This window comes from Robiginitalea sp. SC105 (assembly GCF_014243345.1).
Taxonomy (GTDB): domain Bacteria; phylum Bacteroidota; class Bacteroidia; order Flavobacteriales; family Flavobacteriaceae; genus Robiginitalea.
The window spans coordinates 2,043,889-2,064,540 of the sequence record NZ_JACLZF010000001.1 but is presented as its reverse complement, the minus strand read 5'-3'; the positions used below and the strand labels follow the sequence as shown (position 1 = coordinate 2,064,540).

At 56.0% G+C, this 20,652-nt stretch carries 21 protein-coding genes; 9 read left to right on the top strand and 12 right to left on the bottom strand.

Annotated elements, in window-relative coordinates; genetic code table 11:
• Positions 1-308: 308 nt before the first annotated feature.
• A complete protein-coding gene (locus tag H7F20_RS09105; protein ID WP_185785772.1) occupies positions 309-995 on the bottom strand; it encodes a DUF4294 domain-containing protein in 687 nt (228 codons plus the stop codon).
• A 101-nt stretch (positions 996-1,096) separates the two neighbouring features.
• Here H7F20_RS09105 and H7F20_RS09100 point away from each other — a divergent pair, with 101 nt between their 5' ends.
• On the top strand, positions 1,097-2,185 hold the full coding sequence (locus H7F20_RS09100) for a M42 family metallopeptidase (RefSeq protein ID WP_185785771.1): 1,089 nt from the start codon (positions 1,097-1,099) through the stop codon (positions 2,183-2,185).
• Positions 2,186-2,188: 3 nt separating this feature from the next.
• Complete coding sequence (locus H7F20_RS09095; protein ID WP_185785770.1) at positions 2,189-2,737, top strand: NUDIX domain-containing protein; 549 nt, start codon at positions 2,189-2,191, stop codon at positions 2,735-2,737.
• Here the strand turns inward: H7F20_RS09095 and hisS are convergent, their stop codons facing one another.
• From hisS to rpsF, 5 genes are all read right to left on the bottom strand, one after another.
• The gene (gene hisS / locus H7F20_RS09090; protein ID WP_185785769.1) at positions 2,738-4,120 is read right to left on the bottom strand and encodes a histidine--tRNA ligase; all 1,383 of its coding nucleotides are present in this window, start codon (positions 4,118-4,120) and stop codon (positions 2,738-2,740) included. It lies immediately after the preceding gene.
• Positions 4,121-4,179: 59 nt separating this feature from the next.
• On the bottom strand, positions 4,180-4,653 hold the full coding sequence (locus H7F20_RS09085) for a DUF6495 family protein (RefSeq protein ID WP_185785768.1): 474 nt from the start codon (positions 4,651-4,653) through the stop codon (positions 4,180-4,182).
• A 112-nt stretch (positions 4,654-4,765) separates the two neighbouring features.
• Positions 4,766-5,218: a 50S ribosomal protein L9 gene (gene rplI, locus H7F20_RS09080; RefSeq protein ID WP_185785767.1), complete on the bottom strand. Its 453-nt coding sequence runs from the start codon at positions 5,216-5,218 to the stop codon at positions 4,766-4,768.
• Between the two features lie 12 nt (positions 5,219-5,230).
• Positions 5,231-5,527 (bottom strand): 30S ribosomal protein S18, encoded by a 297-nt coding sequence (gene rpsR, locus H7F20_RS09075; protein WP_185785766.1) that lies wholly within the window; start codon positions 5,525-5,527, stop codon positions 5,231-5,233.
• Positions 5,528-5,531: 4 nt separating this feature from the next.
• Positions 5,532-5,870 carry a 30S ribosomal protein S6 gene (gene rpsF / locus H7F20_RS09070; RefSeq protein WP_185785765.1) on the bottom strand — a complete coding sequence of 113 codons (339 nt, stop codon included), beginning with the start codon at positions 5,868-5,870 and terminating at the stop codon, positions 5,532-5,534.
• Between the two features lie 243 nt (positions 5,871-6,113).
• Here rpsF and H7F20_RS09065 point away from each other — a divergent pair, with 243 nt between their 5' ends.
• Positions 6,114-6,806, top strand: coding sequence for a LytTR family DNA-binding domain-containing protein (locus H7F20_RS09065; protein ID WP_185785764.1), 693 nt, complete (start codon positions 6,114-6,116; stop codon positions 6,804-6,806).
• On the opposite strand, the gene priA is transcribed toward H7F20_RS09065, so the two are convergent.
• The 3 genes from priA to nadC are packed head-to-tail and all read right to left on the bottom strand — an operon-like array spanning position 6,807 to position 11,151.
• Positions 6,807-9,329 carry a primosomal protein N' gene (priA, locus tag H7F20_RS09060; protein WP_185785763.1) on the bottom strand — a complete coding sequence of 841 codons (2,523 nt, stop codon included), beginning with the start codon at positions 9,327-9,329 and terminating at the stop codon, positions 6,807-6,809.
• Positions 9,322-10,293: a YihY/virulence factor BrkB family protein gene (locus tag H7F20_RS09055; RefSeq protein ID WP_185785762.1), complete on the bottom strand. Its 972-nt coding sequence runs from the start codon at positions 10,291-10,293 to the stop codon at positions 9,322-9,324. Before H7F20_RS09055 ends, priA begins: the two co-directional genes overlap by 8 nt.
• Entirely contained in the window at positions 10,294-11,151 is an 858-nt protein-coding gene (gene nadC / locus H7F20_RS09050) for a carboxylating nicotinate-nucleotide diphosphorylase (RefSeq protein ID WP_185785761.1), read from the bottom strand. It lies immediately after the preceding gene.
• Between the two features lie 130 nt (positions 11,152-11,281).
• Between nadC and H7F20_RS09045 the strand changes: the two genes are divergently transcribed.
• Both H7F20_RS09045 and H7F20_RS09040 read left to right on the top strand, forming a co-directional pair.
• Positions 11,282-11,755 carry a 23S rRNA (pseudouridine(1915)-N(3))-methyltransferase RlmH gene (locus H7F20_RS09045; protein ID WP_185785760.1) on the top strand — a complete coding sequence of 158 codons (474 nt, stop codon included), beginning with the start codon at positions 11,282-11,284 and terminating at the stop codon, positions 11,753-11,755.
• 32 nt (positions 11,756-11,787) lie between these two features.
• Positions 11,788-12,537 (top strand): class I SAM-dependent methyltransferase, encoded by a 750-nt coding sequence (locus H7F20_RS09040; protein WP_185785759.1) that lies wholly within the window; start codon positions 11,788-11,790, stop codon positions 12,535-12,537.
• Here H7F20_RS09040 and serA read toward each other — a convergent pair.
• The gene (serA, locus tag H7F20_RS09035) at positions 12,531-14,414 is read right to left on the bottom strand and encodes a phosphoglycerate dehydrogenase (protein ID WP_185785758.1); all 1,884 of its coding nucleotides are present in this window, start codon (positions 14,412-14,414) and stop codon (positions 12,531-12,533) included. The two genes, H7F20_RS09040 and serA, sit on opposite strands and share 7 nt — an antisense overlap.
• A 145-nt stretch (positions 14,415-14,559) precedes the next feature.
• Positions 14,560-15,021 (bottom strand): isoprenylcysteine carboxylmethyltransferase family protein, encoded by a 462-nt coding sequence (locus H7F20_RS09030; protein WP_185785757.1) that lies wholly within the window; start codon positions 15,019-15,021, stop codon positions 14,560-14,562.
• Between the two features lie 65 nt (positions 15,022-15,086).
• Between H7F20_RS09030 and H7F20_RS09025 the strand changes: the two genes are divergently transcribed.
• The 4 genes from H7F20_RS09025 to H7F20_RS09010 all read left to right on the top strand — a co-directional run bounded on the left by H7F20_RS09025 (position 15,087) and on the right by H7F20_RS09010 (position 20,215).
• Complete coding sequence (locus H7F20_RS09025) at positions 15,087-15,665, top strand: non-canonical purine NTP diphosphatase (protein ID WP_185785756.1); 579 nt, start codon at positions 15,087-15,089, stop codon at positions 15,663-15,665.
• A 189-nt stretch (positions 15,666-15,854) separates the two neighbouring features.
• Entirely contained in the window at positions 15,855-17,630 is a 1,776-nt protein-coding gene (locus H7F20_RS09020; protein ID WP_185785755.1) for a DEAD/DEAH box helicase, read from the top strand.
• A 72-nt stretch (positions 17,631-17,702) separates the two neighbouring features.
• The gene (locus H7F20_RS09015; RefSeq protein ID WP_185785754.1) at positions 17,703-18,476 is read left to right on the top strand and encodes a carboxypeptidase-like regulatory domain-containing protein; all 774 of its coding nucleotides are present in this window, start codon (positions 17,703-17,705) and stop codon (positions 18,474-18,476) included.
• 50 nt (positions 18,477-18,526) lie between these two features.
• Entirely contained in the window at positions 18,527-20,215 is a 1,689-nt protein-coding gene (locus tag H7F20_RS09010) for an alpha-amylase family glycosyl hydrolase (protein WP_185785753.1), read from the top strand.
• Positions 20,216-20,236: 21 nt separating this feature from the next.
• On the opposite strand, the gene H7F20_RS09005 is transcribed toward H7F20_RS09010, so the two are convergent.
• Positions 20,237-20,617, bottom strand: coding sequence for a VOC family protein (locus tag H7F20_RS09005; protein ID WP_185785752.1), 381 nt, complete (start codon positions 20,615-20,617; stop codon positions 20,237-20,239).
• Between the last annotated feature and the right edge of the window lie 35 nt (positions 20,618-20,652).

The window sequence follows — 20,652 nt, the reverse complement described above, 5'->3', positions numbered from 1 at the left end:
GTTTATTTATTTTTTGTACAATCACTTCTATCCGTTATCAGGAAATCACGCCTTTCGGCCGACCTCCCCGAACAGAAGCTACGCTGTCTGTCAATATGTCAATGAACTCTCTTTTGCTTATTCACCCTCAGGTTTACCCCGAAAGCGGGTGCAAATATAGAATGCTTTTTTTAAAAACAATCACATAAATGCGTAAAAATTATTTCTTTTTTCCGGCCTCCCGGCTAACCCTCTTAGAACGAGAAAATTGCTGGAAAGAACCTGAAAAAAAGGCTTACTAAGATAGCAGAAAAAAAAGAACCCTGCAACTAATTATCCTTCTTTTTGGAGCCGTTCCACTGGTTGGTCAGCGTTGCGTAGTCGTAATCCAGCACGGACTTCTGGCGCTCCAGGATATTACCCGCAAAGGCCCGCTGCAGGATGTCCTCGATCAGGTAATCCTCATGGATGCTTTCCGGGTGGAATTCCTCCTTGATACTGATATCGAAAAGGCTTGCCGTGGTCTGGTACCAGAATGCCCGCCACCCGCTCCGGAGCTCTTTGACCAGGTCAAAAGCGGTGATCCCGGTCTGCCGGTAGATCAGCTTGACCAAAATTTGACCTTCCGTGCGGGTGAGCTTCTTGAGCTCAGCTGCAAATTCATCCTCGATGAACCGCTGTACGATCTTGGTATACCGCTTCTGTTTCCGCCTTGAAGTGATGTTTTCCAGCCGGCTGTTCAGTTCGACCAGGCGTTCCGATGCGAGTTTGGCATAGGGGTACACCTTCAGGGTCTTCCGCCTGAGGATCAGATAACGAAGTTTATCGTCGTAGGAATCGAATTTGAGCTTGCCAAAGATATATACCTCATCCAGTTCGATGGAATTGCGGAAAATGGAATCCCCTTCCAGGATGATCATCTGCTCCTCCACCGAGTCCAGCGGTTGCTCGTCTACCTGGCCAAAGAGTCCCAAAGGCAGGAAACAAAGCAGTGCGATGGGATAGGTCTTGCACATATATCTAATCGATCAAAGGCCTTGCCAAAAGTAACGATAAAGCGATGCCTTAAGTATTAAATAAAAGTGAATATTGCTAAGTTTGCAGCAAAGACAACTACATGAACGCTGACAGCATCCTAACTCCGGAATCCCTGGGATTCTTTGAAAAATACCTCAACAACGCCTCCCCTACCGGGTATGAATGGGAAGGCCAGAAAATCTGGATGTCCTACCTCAAGCCCTATGTGGACACCTTTATAACAGACACCTATGGCACGGCAGTTGGCATAATCAACCCGGATGCCCCTTACAAGGTGGTCATCGAAGGCCACTCGGACGAAATTTCCTGGTATGTGAATTACATTACGGACAACGGGCTCATCTACGTCATCCGCAATGGCGGCAGCGACCACCAGATCGCCCCCTCCAAATGGGTGAACATCCACACGGAAAATGGGATTGTCCGGGGCATCTTCGGTTGGCCGGCCATCCACACTCGGGACAAATCAAAAGAAGAACCGCCCAAGCTGGAAAATATCTTTATCGATATCGGAGCCAAGGACAAGGAGGCCGTAGAAAAGATGGGGGTCCATGTGGGTTGCGTGATCACCTACCCGGACAACTTCCAGGTCCTGGCCGACAACAAATTCGTATGTCGGGCCATCGACAACCGGGCAGGTGGCTTTATGATTGCCCAGGTGGCCCGCCTGCTGAAGGAAAACAAGAAAAAACTCCCCTTTGGGCTGTATGTGACCAACTCCGTTCAGGAAGAAATCGGCCTGAGGGGGGCGGAAATGATCACCCAGCGGATCCGTCCGAATGCGGCCATCATCACGGATGTCTGCCACGACACCACCACCCCGATGATCGACAAGAAAAAGGAAGGCCATACCGAAATCGGGGCAGGCCCCGTTATTTCGTACGCCCCGGCGGTGCAGAACAAGCTGCGGGAGCGCATCCTCCAAACGGCCCAGAAGCACAATATCCCCTTCCAGCGCCTGGCGGCCTCCCGCCAGACTGGCACGGATACGGACGCCTTTGCATACAGCAACGGCGGTGTTGCCTCTGCCCTCATATCGCTTCCACTGCGCTACATGCACACCACCGTGGAGATGGTACAGAAGGAAGATGTGGCCAATGTGATCCGGCTGATCTACGAAACGCTGCTCACCATTGAGGAAGGGGAAACGTTCAGCTACTTTGACTAAACCGTGGACGAGCTCGTGGACATCTGGTCGGCGGACGGGGAACCGACGGGGCAAACGGCCCTGAAGTCCGAAGCCCACCGGCAAGGCCTCTGGCACCCCACGGCCCATGTCTGGTTTTACACAGACCGCGGGGAAATCCTGCTGCAGCGCAGAAGCGAAACAAAAGCCACGGACCCGGGCCTCTGGGACGTCTCGGTGGCCGGGCATATCGATGCCGGGGAAACCATACGGGAAGGTGCCCTGCGGGAAATCCGGGAAGAAATTGGCCTGGAGGTGCCCCCAACTGCCCTGGAAGCGATAGGTGTATTCCCTTCCGACCGGCAGCACCCCGGCGGCATTTGCGACCGGGAATTCAACCACGTGTTCCTCTGCAGGTTAAACTCCCCCCTGAACCAACTGCGCCCCCAGGAAGAGGAGGTGGCTGCGCTCAGACTCATGCCCTACACCCGGCTTGCCGAAGAGGCCTGGGGCCTCGCTCGCCCGGGCAGTTATGTGCCCCATGGGCCGAAATACTACGGAACAATCATCCGTGAGATCAAAAAGCGGCTGTGATCAGGGCTCCAGGCTGTCCGCAAAATCGGACCACGCCTCCAGCGGATAGGAACGCTGTTCCCCTTTGCGCATGTCCCGGACGGTAAACTGCCCCGCCCGGAGTTCCTCGTCCCCGATCAGCACGACATAGGGAACTTCGCGCTTGTCCGCGTATTTAAACTGCTTTCCTACCTTGGTATCGTTCGGGTACAGGTCGGCCCGGATGCCGCGGGACCGCAGCCGCATGACCAGTTTGAGGGCCTCCCGTGCCTCTTCCTCACCGAAATTGATGCAGAAAACATCCAGGGCCCGGTCCAGTGTCTCCGGGAAGAGGCCGAGTTCCTCCATGACCAGGTAGATCCGGTCCAGGCCAAAAGATATCCCGACCCCGCTAACGTCATTGAGGCCAAAGATGCCCGTGAGGTCGTCATACCGCCCCCCGCCCCCGATGGAGCCCATGTTTACGGCTTCCGGTGCGGCCACCTCGAAGATGGTCCCCGTATAATAATTCAGGCCGCGTGCCAGGGTGACGTCCAACTGACAGGTCGCTGCCCGCAGGCCGAGCGCTTCCGTTTGGGCGAGGATTTCCTCCAGTTCCCCAACGCCTTCCCTGCCCGCCGCAGATCCCGCGAGCAGTTTTTTCAGGGCCCCGAGCTGTTCCGAGGTACTCCCCTGCATCTCGAACAGGGGCGCTGCCCTGCGGATGGAATCGGGGGAAATTCCTTTCTGGGCCATTTCGGCCTCCACCTTATCCCGACCGATCTTATCGAGCTTGTCCAGGGCCACGGTGAAATCAGTAAGCCGGTCCCCCGCCCCGATAACTTCGGCAATGCCGCTGAGCACCTTCCGGTGGTTGAGCTTGATGGTCACCCCTTCCAGGCCCAGGGACGCAAAGACCCGGTCGTACAGCTGGATGAATTCCAGTTCCTGCACGATCCCCGGGGCGCCCACCACATCCGCATCGCACTGGTAAAATTCCCGGAATCGGCCGCGCTGGGGCCGGTCCGCCCGCCATACGGGCTGTATCTGGTACCGCTTGAAGGGGAATTCGATTTCGTTCTGGTGCATCACCACATAGCGGGCAAACGGGACGGTAAGGTCGTAGCGGAGGGCTTTTTCGCTCAACTGGGGCGTCAACCTGACGACATCCTTCTCGCTCCAGGCCGATTCATCCACCTTTTTCAGGTAGTCCCCGGAATTCAGGATTTTAAAAATCAGCCGGTCCCCCTCCTCCCCGTATTTCCCCATCAGGGTGTCGTAATTTTCGAAGGACGGCGTCTCGATGGGCTGGAAGCCGAAGCGCTCAAATTGCTCGCGGATGGCACCGGTGATGTAGTTGCGCCTCGCTACTTCCTGCGGGCTGAAATCGCGGGTTCCCTTGGGGATGGATGGTTTCTGTGCCATAATTGCGCCTTGAGCTGCTGCAAATATAACGGAAAGGCCTCAGGATGCCAGTGCCGGTGCTAGTTTTCGATGACCTGGTCGAACCAGCGGTAGAGGTCCCCCCTGGTAATGACCGCGCCCTGCCGCACCAGTTCGAATTTGTCGGCATTCGGGTCGTCCGTATACGCCTTGGAGGCCGTGAGGTATTCCACGAAATCGGATTGCCAGTTCTTTTTGAACCAGCCAAACCCCTCAGGGGTCCTCAGGTCGATGTCCGGGTTCATCACCTTCACCGAAATGAGTTTCATTTCCTTTTCGGTCAGGTGGAAGAGGTGCATTTGCTGCTGGGCGATGTTCTCCATATAGGCCACCCGGGTCAGCACACCTTCCCATACCAGGTCGCTGAAGACGTCCAGTTCCTCTTCGGCCACCCCGGGCTGCTCCTCCTTGATCCGGGACCACTCCTCGGCGGTAATGGACTGGGTCGCCAGGAAGTTGATGAATTCCGGGTGCAGTTCTTCGAGTTGTTCGCGGGTCAGGCGCTCGTATTTCATCGCATTGATTCGGTTTGGGTTTCGGGATACGGGTCCCCGTGGGGTCCCGGGTTTCATAAAAAAAGTCCACCCCGTTGGCCGGGATGGACTTAGATGCTCAAGCCGTTCCGGCTTAGTTCTGTTCGGGTACCACCTCAAAGGCAAACTCTAACTGTACCTCGCGGTGCAGCCGGATTTCGGCCTCATAGGGACCGGCGCGCTTGATGGCGCCTCCCTTGATGCTGATGTACTTCTTATCGATGGTGTGGCCTTCCTTTTCAAGGGCAGCAGCCAGGTCGATATTGGTAACCGAGCCAAAGAGCTTGTCAGCCTCACCAACCTTGGCGGTGATTTTGATTTCCAGTGCCTTCAGGGCTTCGGAGGTCTTTTCGGCCGCCTCGATGGCTTGTTTCTCCTTGTGGGCGCGCTGGCGCAGGTCTTCTGCCAGTACTTTCTTGGCGGAAGGGGTTGCCAGTACCGCCATTCCCTGCGGAATCAGGTAGTTCCGACCATAGCCGTTCTTGACGGATACCAGGTCGTCCTTAAAGCCGAGGTTCTCTACGTCTTTTTTGAGTATCAATTCCATGATTCCTTCGGTTTACTTTAATAAATCACCAACATAGGGCATCAGCGCCAGGTGGCGCGAACGCTTGATTGCCTGCGCTACTTTGCGCTGGTACTTCAGGGAGGTCCCTGTAAGCCGGCGCGGCAGGATCTTGCCCTGTTCGTTTACCAGTTTCATCAGGAAATCCGGATCCTTGTAATCGATGTACTTGATCCCGGACTTCTTGAAGCGGCAGTACTTCTTGTCCTTGGTGGTTTCAATGTTGAGCGGAGTCAGATACCGGATCTCCCCGTCTTTTTTTCCTTTTGCCTGTTGTTGCAGTGTGGCCATATCCTTAGGCTTTAGCTTTTAATTTGTTACGGCGTTTTTCCGCCCATGCGACGGCGTGTTTGTCGAGCTTCACGGTAAGGAAGCGCATGATGCGCTCGTCCCTCTTGAACTCCTGCTCGTACGGGCCAATGACCTCGCCGGGAGCCGTGAACTCGAACAGATGGTAAAATCCGCTCTTTTTGTGCTGAATGGGATAGGCCAGTTTCTTGAGTCCCCAATTCTCCTTGGAGACCATCTTGGCACCATTCTTGGTCAAGAAATTCTCGAATTTCTTAACTGTTTCCTCTATCTGGGTGTCAGATAGAACGGGATTTAAAATGAAAACAGTTTCGTAATGGTTCATATATAGATATTATTTAAGGAGCGCAAAAGTAAGAATTCTTTGGGCTATTTACAAGAAATCAAAAAAAAGTTCGTTATAGCTAGGAAGGATTAAAAACAACAGCTTAACCTAAACCCAAATCAATAGTTAAGAATGTCGTTTGCAAGTTATACAGTAATTCACACCATGTTTACAACTTTTGTTGTGGATACCGCTGGCTTTTAAGAACTTTGCTCACGATTTAACCCCACAAATCAACCATTTATGAAACTACGGAGTATTGTGGTTGACGATTCATCAATGCAACGAATGGCGGTTGCGAAATTGGTGAATAATCATCCAAATTTAGCCCTGGTTGCCGAGTACAGCAATGCGATCGAAGCCAAAAACGGCATCAAAAACAACGAAATTGACCTGATTTTCCTCGATGTGGAGATGCCGATCATCAACGGTTTCGACCTTCTGGAATCCCTGGAAAACCGCCCTCAGGTGATCCTGATCACCGGAAAACCGGATTACGCCCTCAAGGCGTTTGATTACGACGTCACCGATTACCTGCACAAACCCATTACCATGGCGCGCTTTGACGCCTCCGTGAAACGCGCGGTGGCCAAGTTCGAGCAAATGCACAAGGTCAATGAGGACGAGGAGCACATCTTTGTAAAAAGCAACCTCAAAAAGCGCAAGGTCATCCTCAACGACATCAAGTGGATCGAAGCCCTCGGGGATTATATCAAACTGGTAACCGACGAGGCGAATATCGTGATCCTCTCCACCATGAAGGCATTTGAAAAACAGCTGCCGGAAGACAAATTTTTGAGGATCCACAAATCCTATATCGTCAACCTGGAGAAGATTGAGAAATTCAACAGCAAAAACGTGGAAGTGAGCGGAAGGTCCATCCCGCTGAGCCGGAACAAGAAGACGGAACTCGCGGAGGCCCTCAGCAATGTGTAATTAAATGTAGTCTACATTATAGATAACACGAATACTTCTGAATTGCGAAATAGCATTAAAGGACGCCTCGATTCTTTTAATGCTATTTTTCGTTTGTGCCAGTCCCTGGCCGGGCCGGATCTTTAAGAGGATGTTTTTATGGTACTGGTTCCGGATACGGGCCACCGGCGGGAACTCCGGTCCCAGCACATCCTTGCCAAAATGCATCCGGAGGGATTTGGCAAACCAGGCCGCCCCGTCCCCTACCCGGTTGTACTCCCGGTGGCGGAAGGTGATTTTTATGATGCGAAGGGCGGGCGGGTAACCGAATTGCTCCCTTTCATACACCTGGTCTGCATACATTTCTTCGTAAGATCCTGTTGAAACCTGTTTGAGGATCTGGTGGTGCGGGTTGTAGGTCTGGATGATCACCTTCCCGCGCTCCCTCGTGCGGCCCGCGCGCCCGGCTACCTGGGTCAGCAGCTGGTAGCAGCGCTCGTGGGCGCGGAAATGGGGGAAGTTGAGCAGGGAATCTGCATTCATGATGCCAACCAGCCCTACATTCCGGAAATCCAGCCCCTTGGTCAGCATCTGTGTCCCCACCAGGATATCCGTTTCCCGGGCTTCAAAGGCCTGGATAATCCGGCCGTATGCGTGTTTCCCCCGGGTAGTGTCCAGGTCCATCCGGGAACACCGGGCCTCCGGGAATAATTCAGCCAGTTCGGATTCGACCTGTTCCGTCCCGAAGCCCTTGGTATCGAGGGTCGCATTGCCGCAGGCTTCGCAGGTGGTTTCCAGCTGTCGGTGGAAGCCGCAGTAGTGGCAGCGCAATTCCTTACGGTGCTGGTGATAGGTCAGGCTGACATCGCAGTTCCTGCACTGCGGGGCATGCCCGCAGCTGGCGCATTCCACTATGGGCGCATAGCCCCTCCGGTTCTGGAAGAGGATGATCTGCCGGCGTTCGGACAGCGCCGCTGAAACCTCCTCCCGCAGGCGCTCGGAAAAATGCCCCTTCATCTTTTTTTTACGGAATTGCTCGGACAGGTCCACCAGTTCCATTTCAGGCAGGAGCACGTTCCCGTACCTGCGGTCCATCCGCACATAGGCGTACTTATCCGACCGGGCATTGTGGTAGCTCTCGATGCTGGGGGTGGCCGATCCCAGCACGATCCGGGCCCCCGCCTGCTGCGCAAGTACGATGGCGGCATCCCGCGCATGGTAACGAGGGGCCGGGTCGAATTGCTTGTACGTATTCTCGTGTTCCTCGTCCACGACAATCAGCCCGAGGTCCGCAAAGGGAAGGAAAAGTGCCGAACGCGCGCCCAGGACCACGGAAGCCTTTTCCTGACCGGCCTGAACGTGATACCAGAGTTCCGCCCGTTCCTGCATGCTGTGGCGGGAATGGAAGACGACCACCCGGTGTCCCAGGACCCGCTGCAGACGGCGCACCAGCTGCTCCGTGATGGCGATTTCCGGTACCAGGTAAAGCACCTGGCGGCCTGCCTGAACGATCTCCTTAATCAGCCGCAGGTATACCTCCGTTTTCCCGGAGGAGGTTACCCCGTGAAGGAGCACCGGACGGCCGGCATCCAACCCGAGTCGGATGCCCGAAAGCGCCTCCGTTTGCCCGGGGTTCAGTTCGGGGAGATTGCCCGTGGGGGCCTCCCCTTCGTAGGTGACCCGGTCTTCCTCCAGGAAATATTCCTCCAGGATGCCCTTGTCGATCAATGCCTTGAGGATAGCGCGTGAAACGCCCGACCGCTCCTGCAGCGCCTTGCTACGGATGGGTTTGTCGGTGCCCTCCCGCAACTGGAAAAGGTGCAGGATCAGGCCCGATTGTTTGGGGGCCCGGCTAAGGGAGTCCATCAGTTCAGACAGGGCCTCCTCGTCTTCGAAATCCGGGTGCAGGCGGATGTACCGGGCCCGCAGGGGCTTGTATCCCTCCTGCAGCTTCTCCTGGAGGATCAGGATTTTCCTGGCAATCATCCGGTCTAAAATGGGGAGCACGTGCTTGCGGTCCACGATATCGCTGATCTCACTGACAGACAATACGGGTTGGTGCTCCAGGGCTTCCAGGATGAGGAACTCGGTATCGTCCAGGTCCTCCTGGTCGGGGCGGCTGCCCTCCCGCAGGACCACCCGGGTTTCGCTTTGCAGCAGGAAAACCGATGGGACCGCAGTGCGGAAAACCTCCCCCAGGGTACACATATAATACTGGGCAATCCAGCGCCAATGCCGGATCTGACCCGGGCTTACCAGGGGGGTTTCGTCCAGTACCCGGTAGATTTCCTTGGGCTCATAGGCCTCCGGCGGGTTATCGTGGACCCCCAGGACCAGCCCGGTGTACAACTTCGATTTTCCAAAGGGGACAGCGACCCGGGTCCCGGGTTCCAGGGAATAGCCTTCGCCCGGGCCCGCCGCATAGGTATAATTCCGCTCCAGGGGCAATGGCAGCAGGACTTCCACAAAACGCCCGGATCCTCCCTCCCGGGCGGCAGGGGTCTCCGGCGGTGCACCGGCTGGTCCGGACCCCGTGCTATTCATCCCGTTCGTAGCTTTTGTGCAGGTAGTTGAGCGTCGCGTTGAGTTCGAACCCCAGCAACAGGATGTTGGAGTTGATCCAGATATAGATCATCAGGATCAGCAGGCCGCTCAGGGCGCCATACAGCTCGTTATAACGCCCAAAATTGTCAATATAAACGCCGAACAGGTAGGAGGTGAGCAGGATGAGCAGGGTGGTCATCAGCGCGCCGTAAGAAAAAAACTTTGCCTGTTTTCCCTCTGCCGTCCCGAAATAGTAGAGGATGGCCGTGGTCAGGTAGGTTAGCAGGATTAAAAAGAGCACCTTGCCCACCTGCACCCCCAGGATTTCCCCTTCATCCAGGACCACGCCGCTGTTGCGGGCCGTAAAATCCGTCAGGTACCCCAGGACGTAAAATTCAAAATACACATAGAACACAGCCCCGACGATCAGGAGTAGGGACAGGATCAGCCCTACGAAGGTCGCATAGGCGTACTGTTTGAAGAAATTACGGGTCAGTTCGATGTGGTAGCTGTTTTCGAAGCCGGCGAAGATCGAGTTTACGCCGTTAGCCATCAGCAGGATGGAAAGCATGAAGGCAGAGGAAACCAGCCCCCCCTGTTTCTGGTCGCGTATCTGCTGGTAGACTTCCGTAAAATACTCGCCGGTTGCCCGGGGCAGGAACGCCTCCAAGAAACTCAGGAACTGGGCGTCGAAATTGCTGTTCCCCACGCTAACCAGGGGAATGACAAAGGGGATCAGGGTCACCAGGAAGATCAGCAGGGGGAAAATGGCCAGGAACAGGCTGAAGGAAATCGCACTGGCCCTTGTAGACAGTGCCCCGCGGATGATCCCCTTGGTGTACATGGCAATCAGGTCGTAAAGGGAGAGCCCCTCGAAGGCCCGGAGTTGCACCCGCTTCAGGGCAAAAACCACCCAACGTATTATCGGGATCCTTTCCAGCTTTTCCTCGATCGTTTGCCCCATCTAAACAGCCTTTAAGCTAAGGTCCAGGTTGTGGACCGAATGGGTAAGTGCCCCGGAGGAGATATAATCCACGCCGCATTCGGCGTAGGCCCGGAGGGTTTGTTCATTGATGCCCCCGGAGGATTCGGTTTCGCAACGGTCCCCGATGCGCCGGACGGCCTCCCGGGTATCCGCATAGTTGAAGTTATCCAGCAGGATCCGGTGGATACCCTGGGATTCCAGTATTTCGTCCACCTCTGCCAGGTTCCGGGCTTCGACGATAATCTTCAGGTCCCTCCCGGTCGCCTCCAGGTATTCCCGGGTCTTCCGGATGGCTGCCGTGATCCCCCCGGCAAAATCGATATGGTTGTCCTTGAGCATGATCATGTCGTAGAGGGCAAACCGGTGGTTGGTACCTCCCCCGATCCGCACGGCCCATTTTTCCAGGGCGCGGATCCCCGGGGTGGTCTTCCGGGTGTCGAGTATCCTGGTGCCGGTCCCCTCCAGTAGATCTGCGTATCTGCGTGTCTTGGTGGCAATGGCGCTCATCCGCTGCATGGCATTCAGTACCAGGCGTTCCGCCTTGAGGATGCTCCTGGAGGAACCCTGCACCTGAAAAGCCGTATCCCCGCGGGTCACGGACGCGCCATCGGGCAGGTATACCTCCAGCTGCAGGCCGGGGTCCACCGCCCTGAATACCTGGGAGGCAAAATCCACCCCGGCCAAAATTCCTTTGTCCTTTATGAGCAACCGCGCGGTTCCCGAGGCGCTTTCGGGGATGCAGGCAAGGGAACTGTGGTCGCCGTCCCCGATGTCTTCCTCGAGGGACATCTGGATGATGCGGTCTATTTCCTGCTGGAATTTCTCGGCGGATATCATGCTTGGCGTTTCTGCCACTAAAGTAACAAATTGTGGTGGGTTGGCCTGATACTTAGGGGCCGAATCGATTCCTTCCCGGGAAGCGGGGCAGGCGTTTCCCAAATTCGGCGGCAAAGCGTATTTTTGATAGATGAAAGTGATCCTGCTGGCTATCGGCAAAACCGATTCCGCCCCTTTGGAATCCCTTATCGGGGACTTTTCCAGGAGGATTGGCCGCTATATCCCTTTTAAGGTGGAAATCATACCGGACATCCGCCTGAAGGGGAAACCGGACCCCACTGTAATAAAGCAAAGGGAAGCGGAATTGCTCCTGAGAGCCCTGCAGCCGCAGGATGCCGTCTGGCTCCTGGATGAGAAAGGCCGGGAATACACCTCCCGGGGCTTTGCCAGTCGCCTGCAGAAGTGCATGAATGCCGGCCCGAAACGGCTTGTACTGGTAATCGGCGGGGCCTTCGGGTTTGACGGGGCGGTCCGGGAACGGGCCGATGCCCTGGTGAGCCTGTCCAGGATGACATACAATCACCAGGTAGTGCGGTTGCTCGCGGTGGAGCAACTCTACCGCGGTTTTTCAATCCTGAGGGGAGACCCGTACCACAATGACTGAATTCCCGGAAACCCGATGAAACCTGTACGCAAATGAAGCAACCCAAGGACCTTTTTTCGGATCAGGCAGCCGATTACCGCCGGTTCCGGCCCTCTTACCCGGCGCGCCTGCTTCAGGATATCGCAGCCCTGGCACCAGGCCGTGGACGGGCGTTGGACTGCGCAACTGGCAACGGGCAGGTTGCCCGTGCCCTTGCAACCTATTTCGAGTCGGTGGATGCCGTGGACATCAGTGAAGAACAATTGAAGCGAGCCCCCGCAAGCCCCGGGGTTACCTACAGCCGGCAACGTGCGGAAGCCACCGGATTCCCGGATGACAGCTTTGATCTGATCGCTGTAGCCCAGGGCATCCACTGGTTCGATATCCCCCAATTCCACCTGGAAGCGCGGAGGTTGCTGCGCCCGGGCGGCATCCTGGCCGTCTGGGGCTACGGGCTCCTGCGGGTGGAGCCCCGGACCGATGCCTGGCTGGACCGATTTTACCGGGAGGTAACGGGGCCCTACTGGGAACCGGAGCGAACGTATGTGGAAGCCGGTTACGCCAACCTCCCCTTTCCCTGGGAGGAACTGACCCTGCCCGCAACCTATACCATCCGGCGTGAATTAGGCCTGGAAGACATTGCGGGCTACCTCTACTCCTGGTCGGCTACACAGCACCTGCTGCGTACGGAGGACGACCCGGTACCCGAATGGATCGGGCGGTTGAAAACCATCTGGGGGGGCAACCTGACCCGGGAGGGCCGCCATGATATTTTCCTCCGGATCGGGCGGGCTGCTCAATAGAGCACGCGGAACTTGATCGTGTGCTCGATCGCCTTGAGCTCCTTGATGACTGCCTTGTTGTATTCCCGGTCGAGGTCGGTGATTACATACCCCACCTCCGGTTCCGTGGACAGGTACTGGCCGATGATGTTCATATCATAAGAGGCCAGGATCTTGTTGATATGCGCCATGATGCCCGGTACGTTCTTGTGTATATGCAGGAATCGGTGGGCACTCTGCTGCTTGGGCAGCCGGATGTTCGGGAAATTGACGGCATCCACCGTATTCCCTGTATTGATATAGTCCATGATTTTATTCGGGACAAAATCCGCAATATCCCGTTGGGCTTCTTCTGTGCTTCCCCCGATGTGCGGGGTAAGGATCACATTCTCCAGGCCGCGAAGCTCGGTCTCGAAGGCGCCGTTGCTGGCAGGTTCTTCCGGGTAGACGTCTATGGCCGCCCCGGCAAGTTTCCCTGATTTCAGGGCGGCGACCAGGGCCGGGATGTCCACCACAAACCCCCGGGAAAGGTTGATCAGGTGCGCCCCGGTGCGCATTTGGGAAAGTTCCCGTTCCCCTATAAAATTCCGGTTGGCCGGGTTGTCGTCAATATGGAGGGTCACCACGTCAGATACCCCCAGCAAGTCTTCGAGGGATTGGCACTTTACGGCATTCCCCAATGCAAGTTGTTCGTCCACATCATAATAGTAAACCCGCATTCCCATGGCTTCTGCCAGTACGGATAATTGCTTGCCGATATTCCCATACCCCACGATTCCAAGGTTCTTCCCCCTGATTTCCCTGGAATTCGCGGCAGTTTTATTCCATTGGCCGTTGTGGATCTCGGTACTTCTGGGGAAAATGCTGCGCATGAGCATGATGATCTCTCCTATGGCCAGCTCTACCACGCTCCGCGTGTTGCTGTAGGGGGCGTTAAAGACAACGACCCCCTTACTGCGGGCGTATTCCAGCTCTATCTGGGTTGTGCCGATGCAGAAGGCCCCGACGATCAGCAATTTGTCTGCAGCGTCCAGCACCTTTTTGGTAACCCTTGTTTTGGAGCGGATCCCAAGTACATGGACCCCCTTTATCTTTTCGATCAGCTCTTCCTCGGAAAGGCTGTGTTTGACAAGCTCAACGGAAAATCCGTCTTCGGCGAGGTTTTCAAAAGCTGCCGGGTGGACATTCTCCAGCAGCAGGATCTTGATCCGGTTCTTGGGGTAGGATAGATTTCGTGGCAAATCGTTTACAAATAAAAATTCATCTAGGTTTGGTGCGATGTGGTCCGCATTCCGGGCCGCTTTTTCGCGGTGGACATTCTCGGTGTAGGCAAAGAATTTGTGGGCGATCCCTGCTTCACGCATCACGTAGTCGCTGTATCCGTCGCCGATGACCTGTACCTCCCCCTCCAGGCCAAGCGCCTTCAGGCACTCGATCTTCCCATTGTGGGTGGCCAGGACATTGGCCGTGTCAAACCCGATGATATTTCCCTGCTCATCGAATTCAAAGGTGTTGGCGAATACGCGTTCTTCCGGGATATTGTACTCCCGGACTATCGGGTCGATAAACTCTTTGAAACCACAGGAGATCACATAGATATCCGATGCGTACTTTTCAAAGAATTCCTTGTTGGTGGCTATCGACCGGGAAATTTTCTGGCGCAACTCCCTTATCAGGGGTTCCAGATCTTTTTTGTTGGCGCCCAGCAGCCGGATTCGCCTTTCCAGGGATTCGGTGAAGGAGATATCCCCGTCGATCCCCAGGTTGGTGATGTGCTGGATCTCACGGATGACCTCCTCCCGGTCGTCGCGATCGTGCAGGGTGATTTCGGCCAGTACGTCCAGGGCCTCCACCCGGGTCAGCGTGCTGTCAAAATCAAAGACGAATTTCCGGCTCACGTACAACTTTTGTTTAAGGCCGTGAAGATAAAAAGAAATTGCGGCAACCCCTCCATGCCGCGGCCAAAATGAAACGGGTAGTACAAAGCCGTGGCAGGTTGTTACATTCTCAGTGGTTTTCTGCTGGATGGGATCCCTGATTTTCCTAAAACCATCGGCGTACCAGTTTGGAGTACTGCCGGTAGGCCGCCCCGAAACGCTCCAGCAGTGCCTGTTCTTCCGGAAGGATCTGGTAGCGGTTCATATACCCCACAAACCCGGCGGCAAGCAGCGTATTGAAGGCATTTTCAAGGTGCAGCCCCCAGGCCAGCAGGAACATCAGCATGGCGAGGTACATCGGGTTGCGGGTGTAGTTGTAGATGCCGGAAGTGACCAATTGACCTGCATTTCGAGGGGCCATCGGATCCACCGTTGTCCGTTTGATTGCAAACTGAATCAAGGCGACCGTCATGACCACCAACCCGGCGCCTGACAGGGCATAAATCAACCAGCGCCTGCCAAAAAAATCGAAGTGCCCTACCGGGAGCCACAAGGCCAACAGGTACATGGCGCCTCCAAAGGACAAAAAGACAAGTGCGGGCGGGATGCGTAATTCCAGTGCTTTCATAACGGGCGGGGATCCCCAAAAATAGTACTTTTGCCACAGCTTCAATAACGAATTAACGCCTAGCCGTGAAACTGGTCTTTGCCACCCACAACCCCAACAAAGTCCTGGAAATACAGAAAATGTTGCCGGGAGGTATCGAATTGTTGTCCCTGGACGATATCGGTTGTTCCGAACCGATCCCGGAAACCGAAACTACCCTGGAAGGCAATGCCCGCCTGAAAGCCAAGTACGTCCGCGAGAGGTACGGGTACGACTGTTTTGCCGACGACACCGGGCTTGAGGTGGCAGCCCTTGGGGGTGCCCCCGGGGTATTTTCAGCCCGATACGCCGGACCCCGGGCCGATGCCGTCGCGAACATGCGCAAACTGCTGGCGGAAATGGCTGGCTGCGACGACCGGAGGGCCCGTTTCCGGACGGCCATTGCCCTGTCCCTGGACGGGGAATACCATTTTTTCGAAGGCGAGGTTACGGGCGAGATCCTGTGGGAACCAAAAGGGGACCAGGGGTTCGGCTACGACCCCATCTTTATGCCGGCGGGTAGCGGGAGGAGCTTTGCCGAGTTCCCCCTGGCCGATAAAAACCGCATCAGCCACAGGGGGAAGGCCTTCCGGGCGCTGGAATCCTTCCTGAAAGGACGGGTGTAGGGGACTTCCACCGGGCCTTCAGCAGGATGCAAGTGCCTGGGACAGAAAAAGATAAATTGCCGTTGGTATGTCGAATTTTCGGGATATCTTTGCCGCCGAATTTCAACCGCCGGTAATCCCGGGTTTACGGGGCACCAACAATCCGATCGCCTCCCCTGTTATTTGCGTTTGTACAGCAAGTTTTATCCTATGACATCATTTAAAGATTTGGGGCTCAGCGAGCCGCTCCTTCAGGGAGTTGAAGCCCTTGGCTTCGAAACCCCCACAGACGTGCAGCAGGCAACCATCCCCTTGCTACTGGAAGGGGAAACCGACCTGGTAGCCCTCGCCCAGACCGGAACCGGCAAAACGGCGGCCTTTGGCCTGCCCCTGCTGGAAAAGACAGATCCGGCCAGCCGGAAAAGCCAGGCACTTATCCTGGCCCCCACGCGGGAACTCTGCCTGCAGATTACCGCTGAGCTGCAGTCCTACGCAAAATTCATCAAAGGCCTGTCCATCGTTTCCGTATACGGGGGCGCTTCCATCCAGACCCAGGCAAAAGCACTGAAAAGTGGCGGGCAGATCATCGTGGCGACACCGGGGCGGATGAAGGACATGATCAGCCGCAGGATGGCGGATATATCTGCCATTGAATACTGCGTGCTCGACGAAGCCGACGAAATGCTGAACATGGGTTTCTACGAAGACCTGGTAGATATCCTTTCGCACACGCCTGCCGACAAGTCCACGTGGCTGTTTTCGGCCACCATGCCGGACCCGGTGGCGCGCATTGCCAAGGATTTCATGGACAAGCCAAAGGAGGTGACTGTCGGTACCCGTAACAAAGGGGTGGCCAGCGTCCACCACGAATACTACATGGTAACCGGCCGGGACCGCTACCCGGCGCTCAGGCGCCTGGCCGATGCCAACCCGGGCCTGTTCTCGGTGATTTTCTGCCGGACCAAGCGGGATACCCAGAAAGTGGCCGAGAAACTGATCGAGGACGGCTACAACGCCGGGGCCCTGCACGGCGACCTGAGCCAGCAGCAGCGCGACCTGGTGATGAATGCCTTCCGGAAAAGGCAGCTGCAGCTCCTGGTGGCCACGGACGTGGCGGCCCGTGGCATCGACGTGGACGACGTCACCCACGTGATCCATTACCAGCTACCGGATGAGACCGAAACCTATACCCACCGGAGCGGAAGGACCGGGCGCGCCGGAAAATCCGGGGTCTCCATGGTGATCCTGACCCGTTCGGAACAACGCCGGATCCGGGCCATCGAAAAGATCATCGGCAGGCCTTTTGAACAGAAGAAGCTGCCGGGCGGTATGGAAATCTGCGAAATCCAGTTGTACCACCTGGCCAACAAGATCCGGTCTACCGAAATCAATCCTTCCATCGACGCCTACCTGCCGGCCATCGAGGACGTCCTGGAAGGCCTGGACCGGGATGCGCTGATCCGGAAGATGGTTTCGGTGGAATTCAGCCGCTTTTACGATTTTTACAGCAGCACCCGGGACCTCAACCCGGCGGCAGCTTCCGCGGAGGAGTCCGCAGATAAGGGGAGCACGCGGTTCTTTATCAATGTCGGCGAGATGGACGGGCTGGACTGGATGCAACTCAAGGACCTGCTCAAGGCCGCCACGGGGCTGGGCAAGGACGACATCTACAAGGTGGAGACCAAGGACAGTTTTTCCTTTTTCAACACGGATGCCTCCCTGGCACCCCTGGTCATGGAAAGCGTAAACGGCGTGCAATTCGAGGGGCGGGAAGTCCGCGTGGAAATTTCCTCGGATCCCCAGGGTAGCGGGCAACGCCCGAAAGGGGGAAAGAAATACAACAAAGGCGGCTTTGGCAAAAAAGGCGGATATCCCAAAAAAGGGGGCTTTTCCAAGAAAGGCGGGTATCCGAAAAAGGGGAAGGGCCCCGGGGGCAAAAAGAAAAAAGGCGGCAAAAAGTCCGGAAAACGGGCTGGTTTCTATTAGTTAAGGCCACGCTAAAATTTGGGAATCAGCCATTTTTTTTATTTTCTTAGCAACCCGATTCCCGGCATCCCAATGAAAAACTACCTGCTCCTTCTGCTCCTTTTCCTGGCATTGCCCCGCGTATGGGCCCAGGATCCGGCACCCGAAGGAGTATTTCGGGCAAAGGTCATCAACGCCCAAACGGACCAGCCTCTGGAAAGCGTGCATGTGATCAACCTGAACCAGGTGGTGGGGACCATTACCGATCAGCGGGGGGATTTTGCGATTCCCGCAGCGGTGAATGATACACTGTACTTCTCCTATCTGGGATTCAAATCCCAGAAGATCCGGGTCACCAACGACATGTTCAAATTCCAGGAAACAGAAATCGCCCTGACGGAGCTGGCCTATGCCCTGGAAGAGGTGGTGGTGCAGCCTTACCAGCTGACGGGCTACCTGGAAATCGACGTGAAGAACCTGCCGATCAACACGGCCTACCAGTACAGCATTTCCGGGCTTCCGGTAAGCTATGAGGCCGGGAGCAAGAGCCCGAATGCCGTTACCAAGGTCCTGGGGGCGATCATGAACCCGGCGGACCTGCTGCGGAACCTCTTCGGGAGGCACCCGAGGCAGATGCGCAAGCTGCGGCAGATCAAGGAAGACGACCGCATCCGGGATCTGCTGGCTTCCAAATTCGATAGGGAAACGCTCACAGAGCTCCTGCAGTTGCAGAAGGTCGACATCGAGGACATCCTCACCAACTGCAATTACTCCAGTTCCTTTATCCGGACGGCAAACGATCTGCAAATCCTCGATGCCCTCAGCAGTTGCTATGAGGAGTACAAGGTCCTCAACCGCCAAAAATAAATTTTATATATCCCCTTCCATTTTTTAGTTTTAGGCAAAATCCTTTTGCGATGCGACGACTCCTGTTGATCCTGGTGGTTTCGGTGTGTTTTATCCGGTGCAAGCCCGAACCGAAGACCAAACAACCCCCGGCAACAGCGACGGAAGAGATCGCCCGGGCCGACAGCATCCCCTTCCTCTGGGAAGCTGCCAACGTCTATTTTCTCCTTACAGACCGGTTCAACAATGGACAACCCGAAAATGACATCCATTTCGACCGGACCAACCCAACCGGACCGCTTCGCGGCTTTATGGGGGGCGACCTGGCCGGCATCACCCAGAAAATAGAATCCGGGTATTTCCGTGACCTCGGGATCAACGCAATCTGGTTTACCCCGGTGGTGGAACAGGTCCACGGAGACACGGACGAAGGCACGGGCAACACCTATGCCTACCACGGGTACTGGGCCAAGGACTGGACCGCCCTTGACCCGAATTTTGGCACCCGGCAGGAACTGGAGGAGCTGGTGGAAAAGGCCCATGGCCAGGGTATCCGCATCCTGATGGACGTGGTGCTCAATCACACGGGGCCGGTTACGGAGGAGGACCCGGCCTGGCCGGAACCCTGGGTGCGGCTGGAGCCCACCTGCACCTTTGAGGACTACGAGACGACGACCGCCTGCACCCTGGTCGATAACCTGCCCGACGTACGCACGGAATCCGAAGAGGCCGTGGTACTGCCGGATGCTCTGTTGGCCAAATGGAAGTCCGAGGGCCGGTTGAGCCTTGAGCTGGACGAATTGCAGGTTTTTTTCGACCGCACGGGCTATCCCCGGGCACCCCGGTACTATATCATCAAATGGCTCACGGACTATGTGAATGACCTCGGTATTGACGGGTTTCGGGTGGATACGGCGAAACACGTGAATGAAAACGCCTGGTCCGAACTGTACACAGAGGCCACCTATGCCTTTGAAAACTGGAAGAAGAAGCATCCCGGCGAGGTGTTGGACGATACCCCCTTTTTCATGGTCGGCGAGGTCTATGGTTACGGGGCTTCCGGGGGGCGGGAATACGATTTTGGCGACCGGAAGGTGGACTATTTTGACCACGGCTTCAAAAGCCTGATCAATTTTGAGCTGAAAACGGATGCGGAGCAATCGTACGACCGCATTTTTACCAAATACAGCACCCTGCTCAATTCGGACCTGAAAGGGCTTGGCGTGCTGAATTACCTGAGTTCCCACGATGACGGGAGCCCTTTTGACCCGGAACGAACTCAGCCTTTCCGGACGGCAAACGTCCTGCTGCTGACGCCGGGTGCCTCCCAGGTCTATTACGGGGACGAGACCGCCCGCAGCCTGACCGTGGCGGGGACCGTGGGGGATGCCACCCTCCGGTCCTTTATGAACTGGGAAGAACTGGACAGCCTGCAGGAAAAGCAGGAGGTGCTGGCACACTGGCAGAAACTGGGGCGCTTTCGCAGCCGCCACCCGGCCATCGGGGCCGGCCGGCATCAACGACTTTCGAGCAGGCCGTATGTATTCAGCCGATCCTATTCGGACGAGGCCTACCGGGACAAGGTCGTGGTCGGGCTCGATTTGCCCGAGGGCAGGAAGTCCCTTTATGTACGGGGCTTTTTCGGGGAGGGTACCCGGCTGAGGGATACCTATTCGGATACCGAAACCGTGGTAAAGGGCGGTCGTGCGACGCTGGACACACCCTATTCGGTGGCCCTTCTGGAACTTGCCGCCCAATAAGGTTTCGGCCGTATCAGCGGGTTACCTGCGCGAATGCAAGGCCATACGGTTGCCCTCCGAGTCGATAAACAACCCCATATAGCCATGCTCCGGGGAAATCTGCTTTTTCGGCTGCAGCACCTTCCCTCCTGCCTTCTCCACCAATTCCAGGGTCGGTTCCACGTCCCCGCAATTCAGGTAAATCAATACCCCTTTGGAATCGCTCGGCTCGTAGAATTCCTTATGGTAAACCAGGGACCCGGAAGCCCCCGGCTTTCCCGGGTCCATGGGAAACCAGCCCATTTTCAGTTCGTGCATGTCATGTACCGAGATCTCGACGCCCAGTATCTGCTCGTAAAACTTTTTGGCCCGATCCATATCGGTGACTGGTATCTCGAACCAGCCTACAGGATTATTTTCCATAACCATGAATTTAATTATTGACTAACCGGGGCCCT

Coding starts and splice junctions, on each gene's coding strand:
- H7F20_RS09105 (WP_185785772.1), bottom strand. CDS start 995: ATGTGCAAGACCTATCCCATCGCACTGCTTTGTTTCCTGCCTTTGGGA.
- H7F20_RS09100 (WP_185785771.1), top strand. CDS start 1,097: ATGAACGCTGACAGCATCCTAACTCCGGAATCCCTGGGATTCTTTGAA.
- hisS (WP_185785769.1), bottom strand. CDS start 4,120: ATGGCACAGAAACCATCCATCCCCAAGGGAACCCGCGATTTCAGCCCG.
- H7F20_RS09085 (WP_185785768.1), bottom strand. CDS start 4,653: ATGAAATACGAGCGCCTGACCCGCGAACAACTCGAAGAACTGCACCCG.
- rplI (WP_185785767.1), bottom strand. CDS start 5,218: ATGGAATTGATACTCAAAAAAGACGTAGAGAACCTCGGCTTTAAGGAC.
- rpsR (WP_185785766.1), bottom strand. CDS start 5,527: ATGGCCACACTGCAACAACAGGCAAAAGGAAAAAAAGACGGGGAGATC.
- rpsF (WP_185785765.1), bottom strand. CDS start 5,870: ATGAACCATTACGAAACTGTTTTCATTTTAAATCCCGTTCTATCTGAC.
- H7F20_RS09065 (WP_185785764.1), top strand. CDS start 6,114: ATGAAACTACGGAGTATTGTGGTTGACGATTCATCAATGCAACGAATG.
- priA (WP_185785763.1), bottom strand. CDS start 9,329: ATGAATAGCACGGGGTCCGGACCAGCCGGTGCACCGCCGGAGACCCCT.
- H7F20_RS09055 (WP_185785762.1), bottom strand. CDS start 10,293: ATGGGGCAAACGATCGAGGAAAAGCTGGAAAGGATCCCGATAATACGT.
- nadC (WP_185785761.1), bottom strand. CDS start 11,151: ATGATATCCGCCGAGAAATTCCAGCAGGAAATAGACCGCATCATCCAG.
- H7F20_RS09045 (WP_185785760.1), top strand. CDS start 11,282: ATGAAAGTGATCCTGCTGGCTATCGGCAAAACCGATTCCGCCCCTTTG.
- H7F20_RS09040 (WP_185785759.1), top strand. CDS start 11,788: ATGAAGCAACCCAAGGACCTTTTTTCGGATCAGGCAGCCGATTACCGC.
- H7F20_RS09030 (WP_185785757.1), bottom strand. CDS start 15,021: ATGAAAGCACTGGAATTACGCATCCCGCCCGCACTTGTCTTTTTGTCC.
- H7F20_RS09020 (WP_185785755.1), top strand. CDS start 15,855: ATGACATCATTTAAAGATTTGGGGCTCAGCGAGCCGCTCCTTCAGGGA.
- H7F20_RS09015 (WP_185785754.1), top strand. CDS start 17,703: ATGAAAAACTACCTGCTCCTTCTGCTCCTTTTCCTGGCATTGCCCCGC.
- H7F20_RS09010 (WP_185785753.1), top strand. CDS start 18,527: ATGCGACGACTCCTGTTGATCCTGGTGGTTTCGGTGTGTTTTATCCGG.
- H7F20_RS09005 (WP_185785752.1), bottom strand. CDS start 20,617: ATGGAAAATAATCCTGTAGGCTGGTTCGAGATACCAGTCACCGATATG.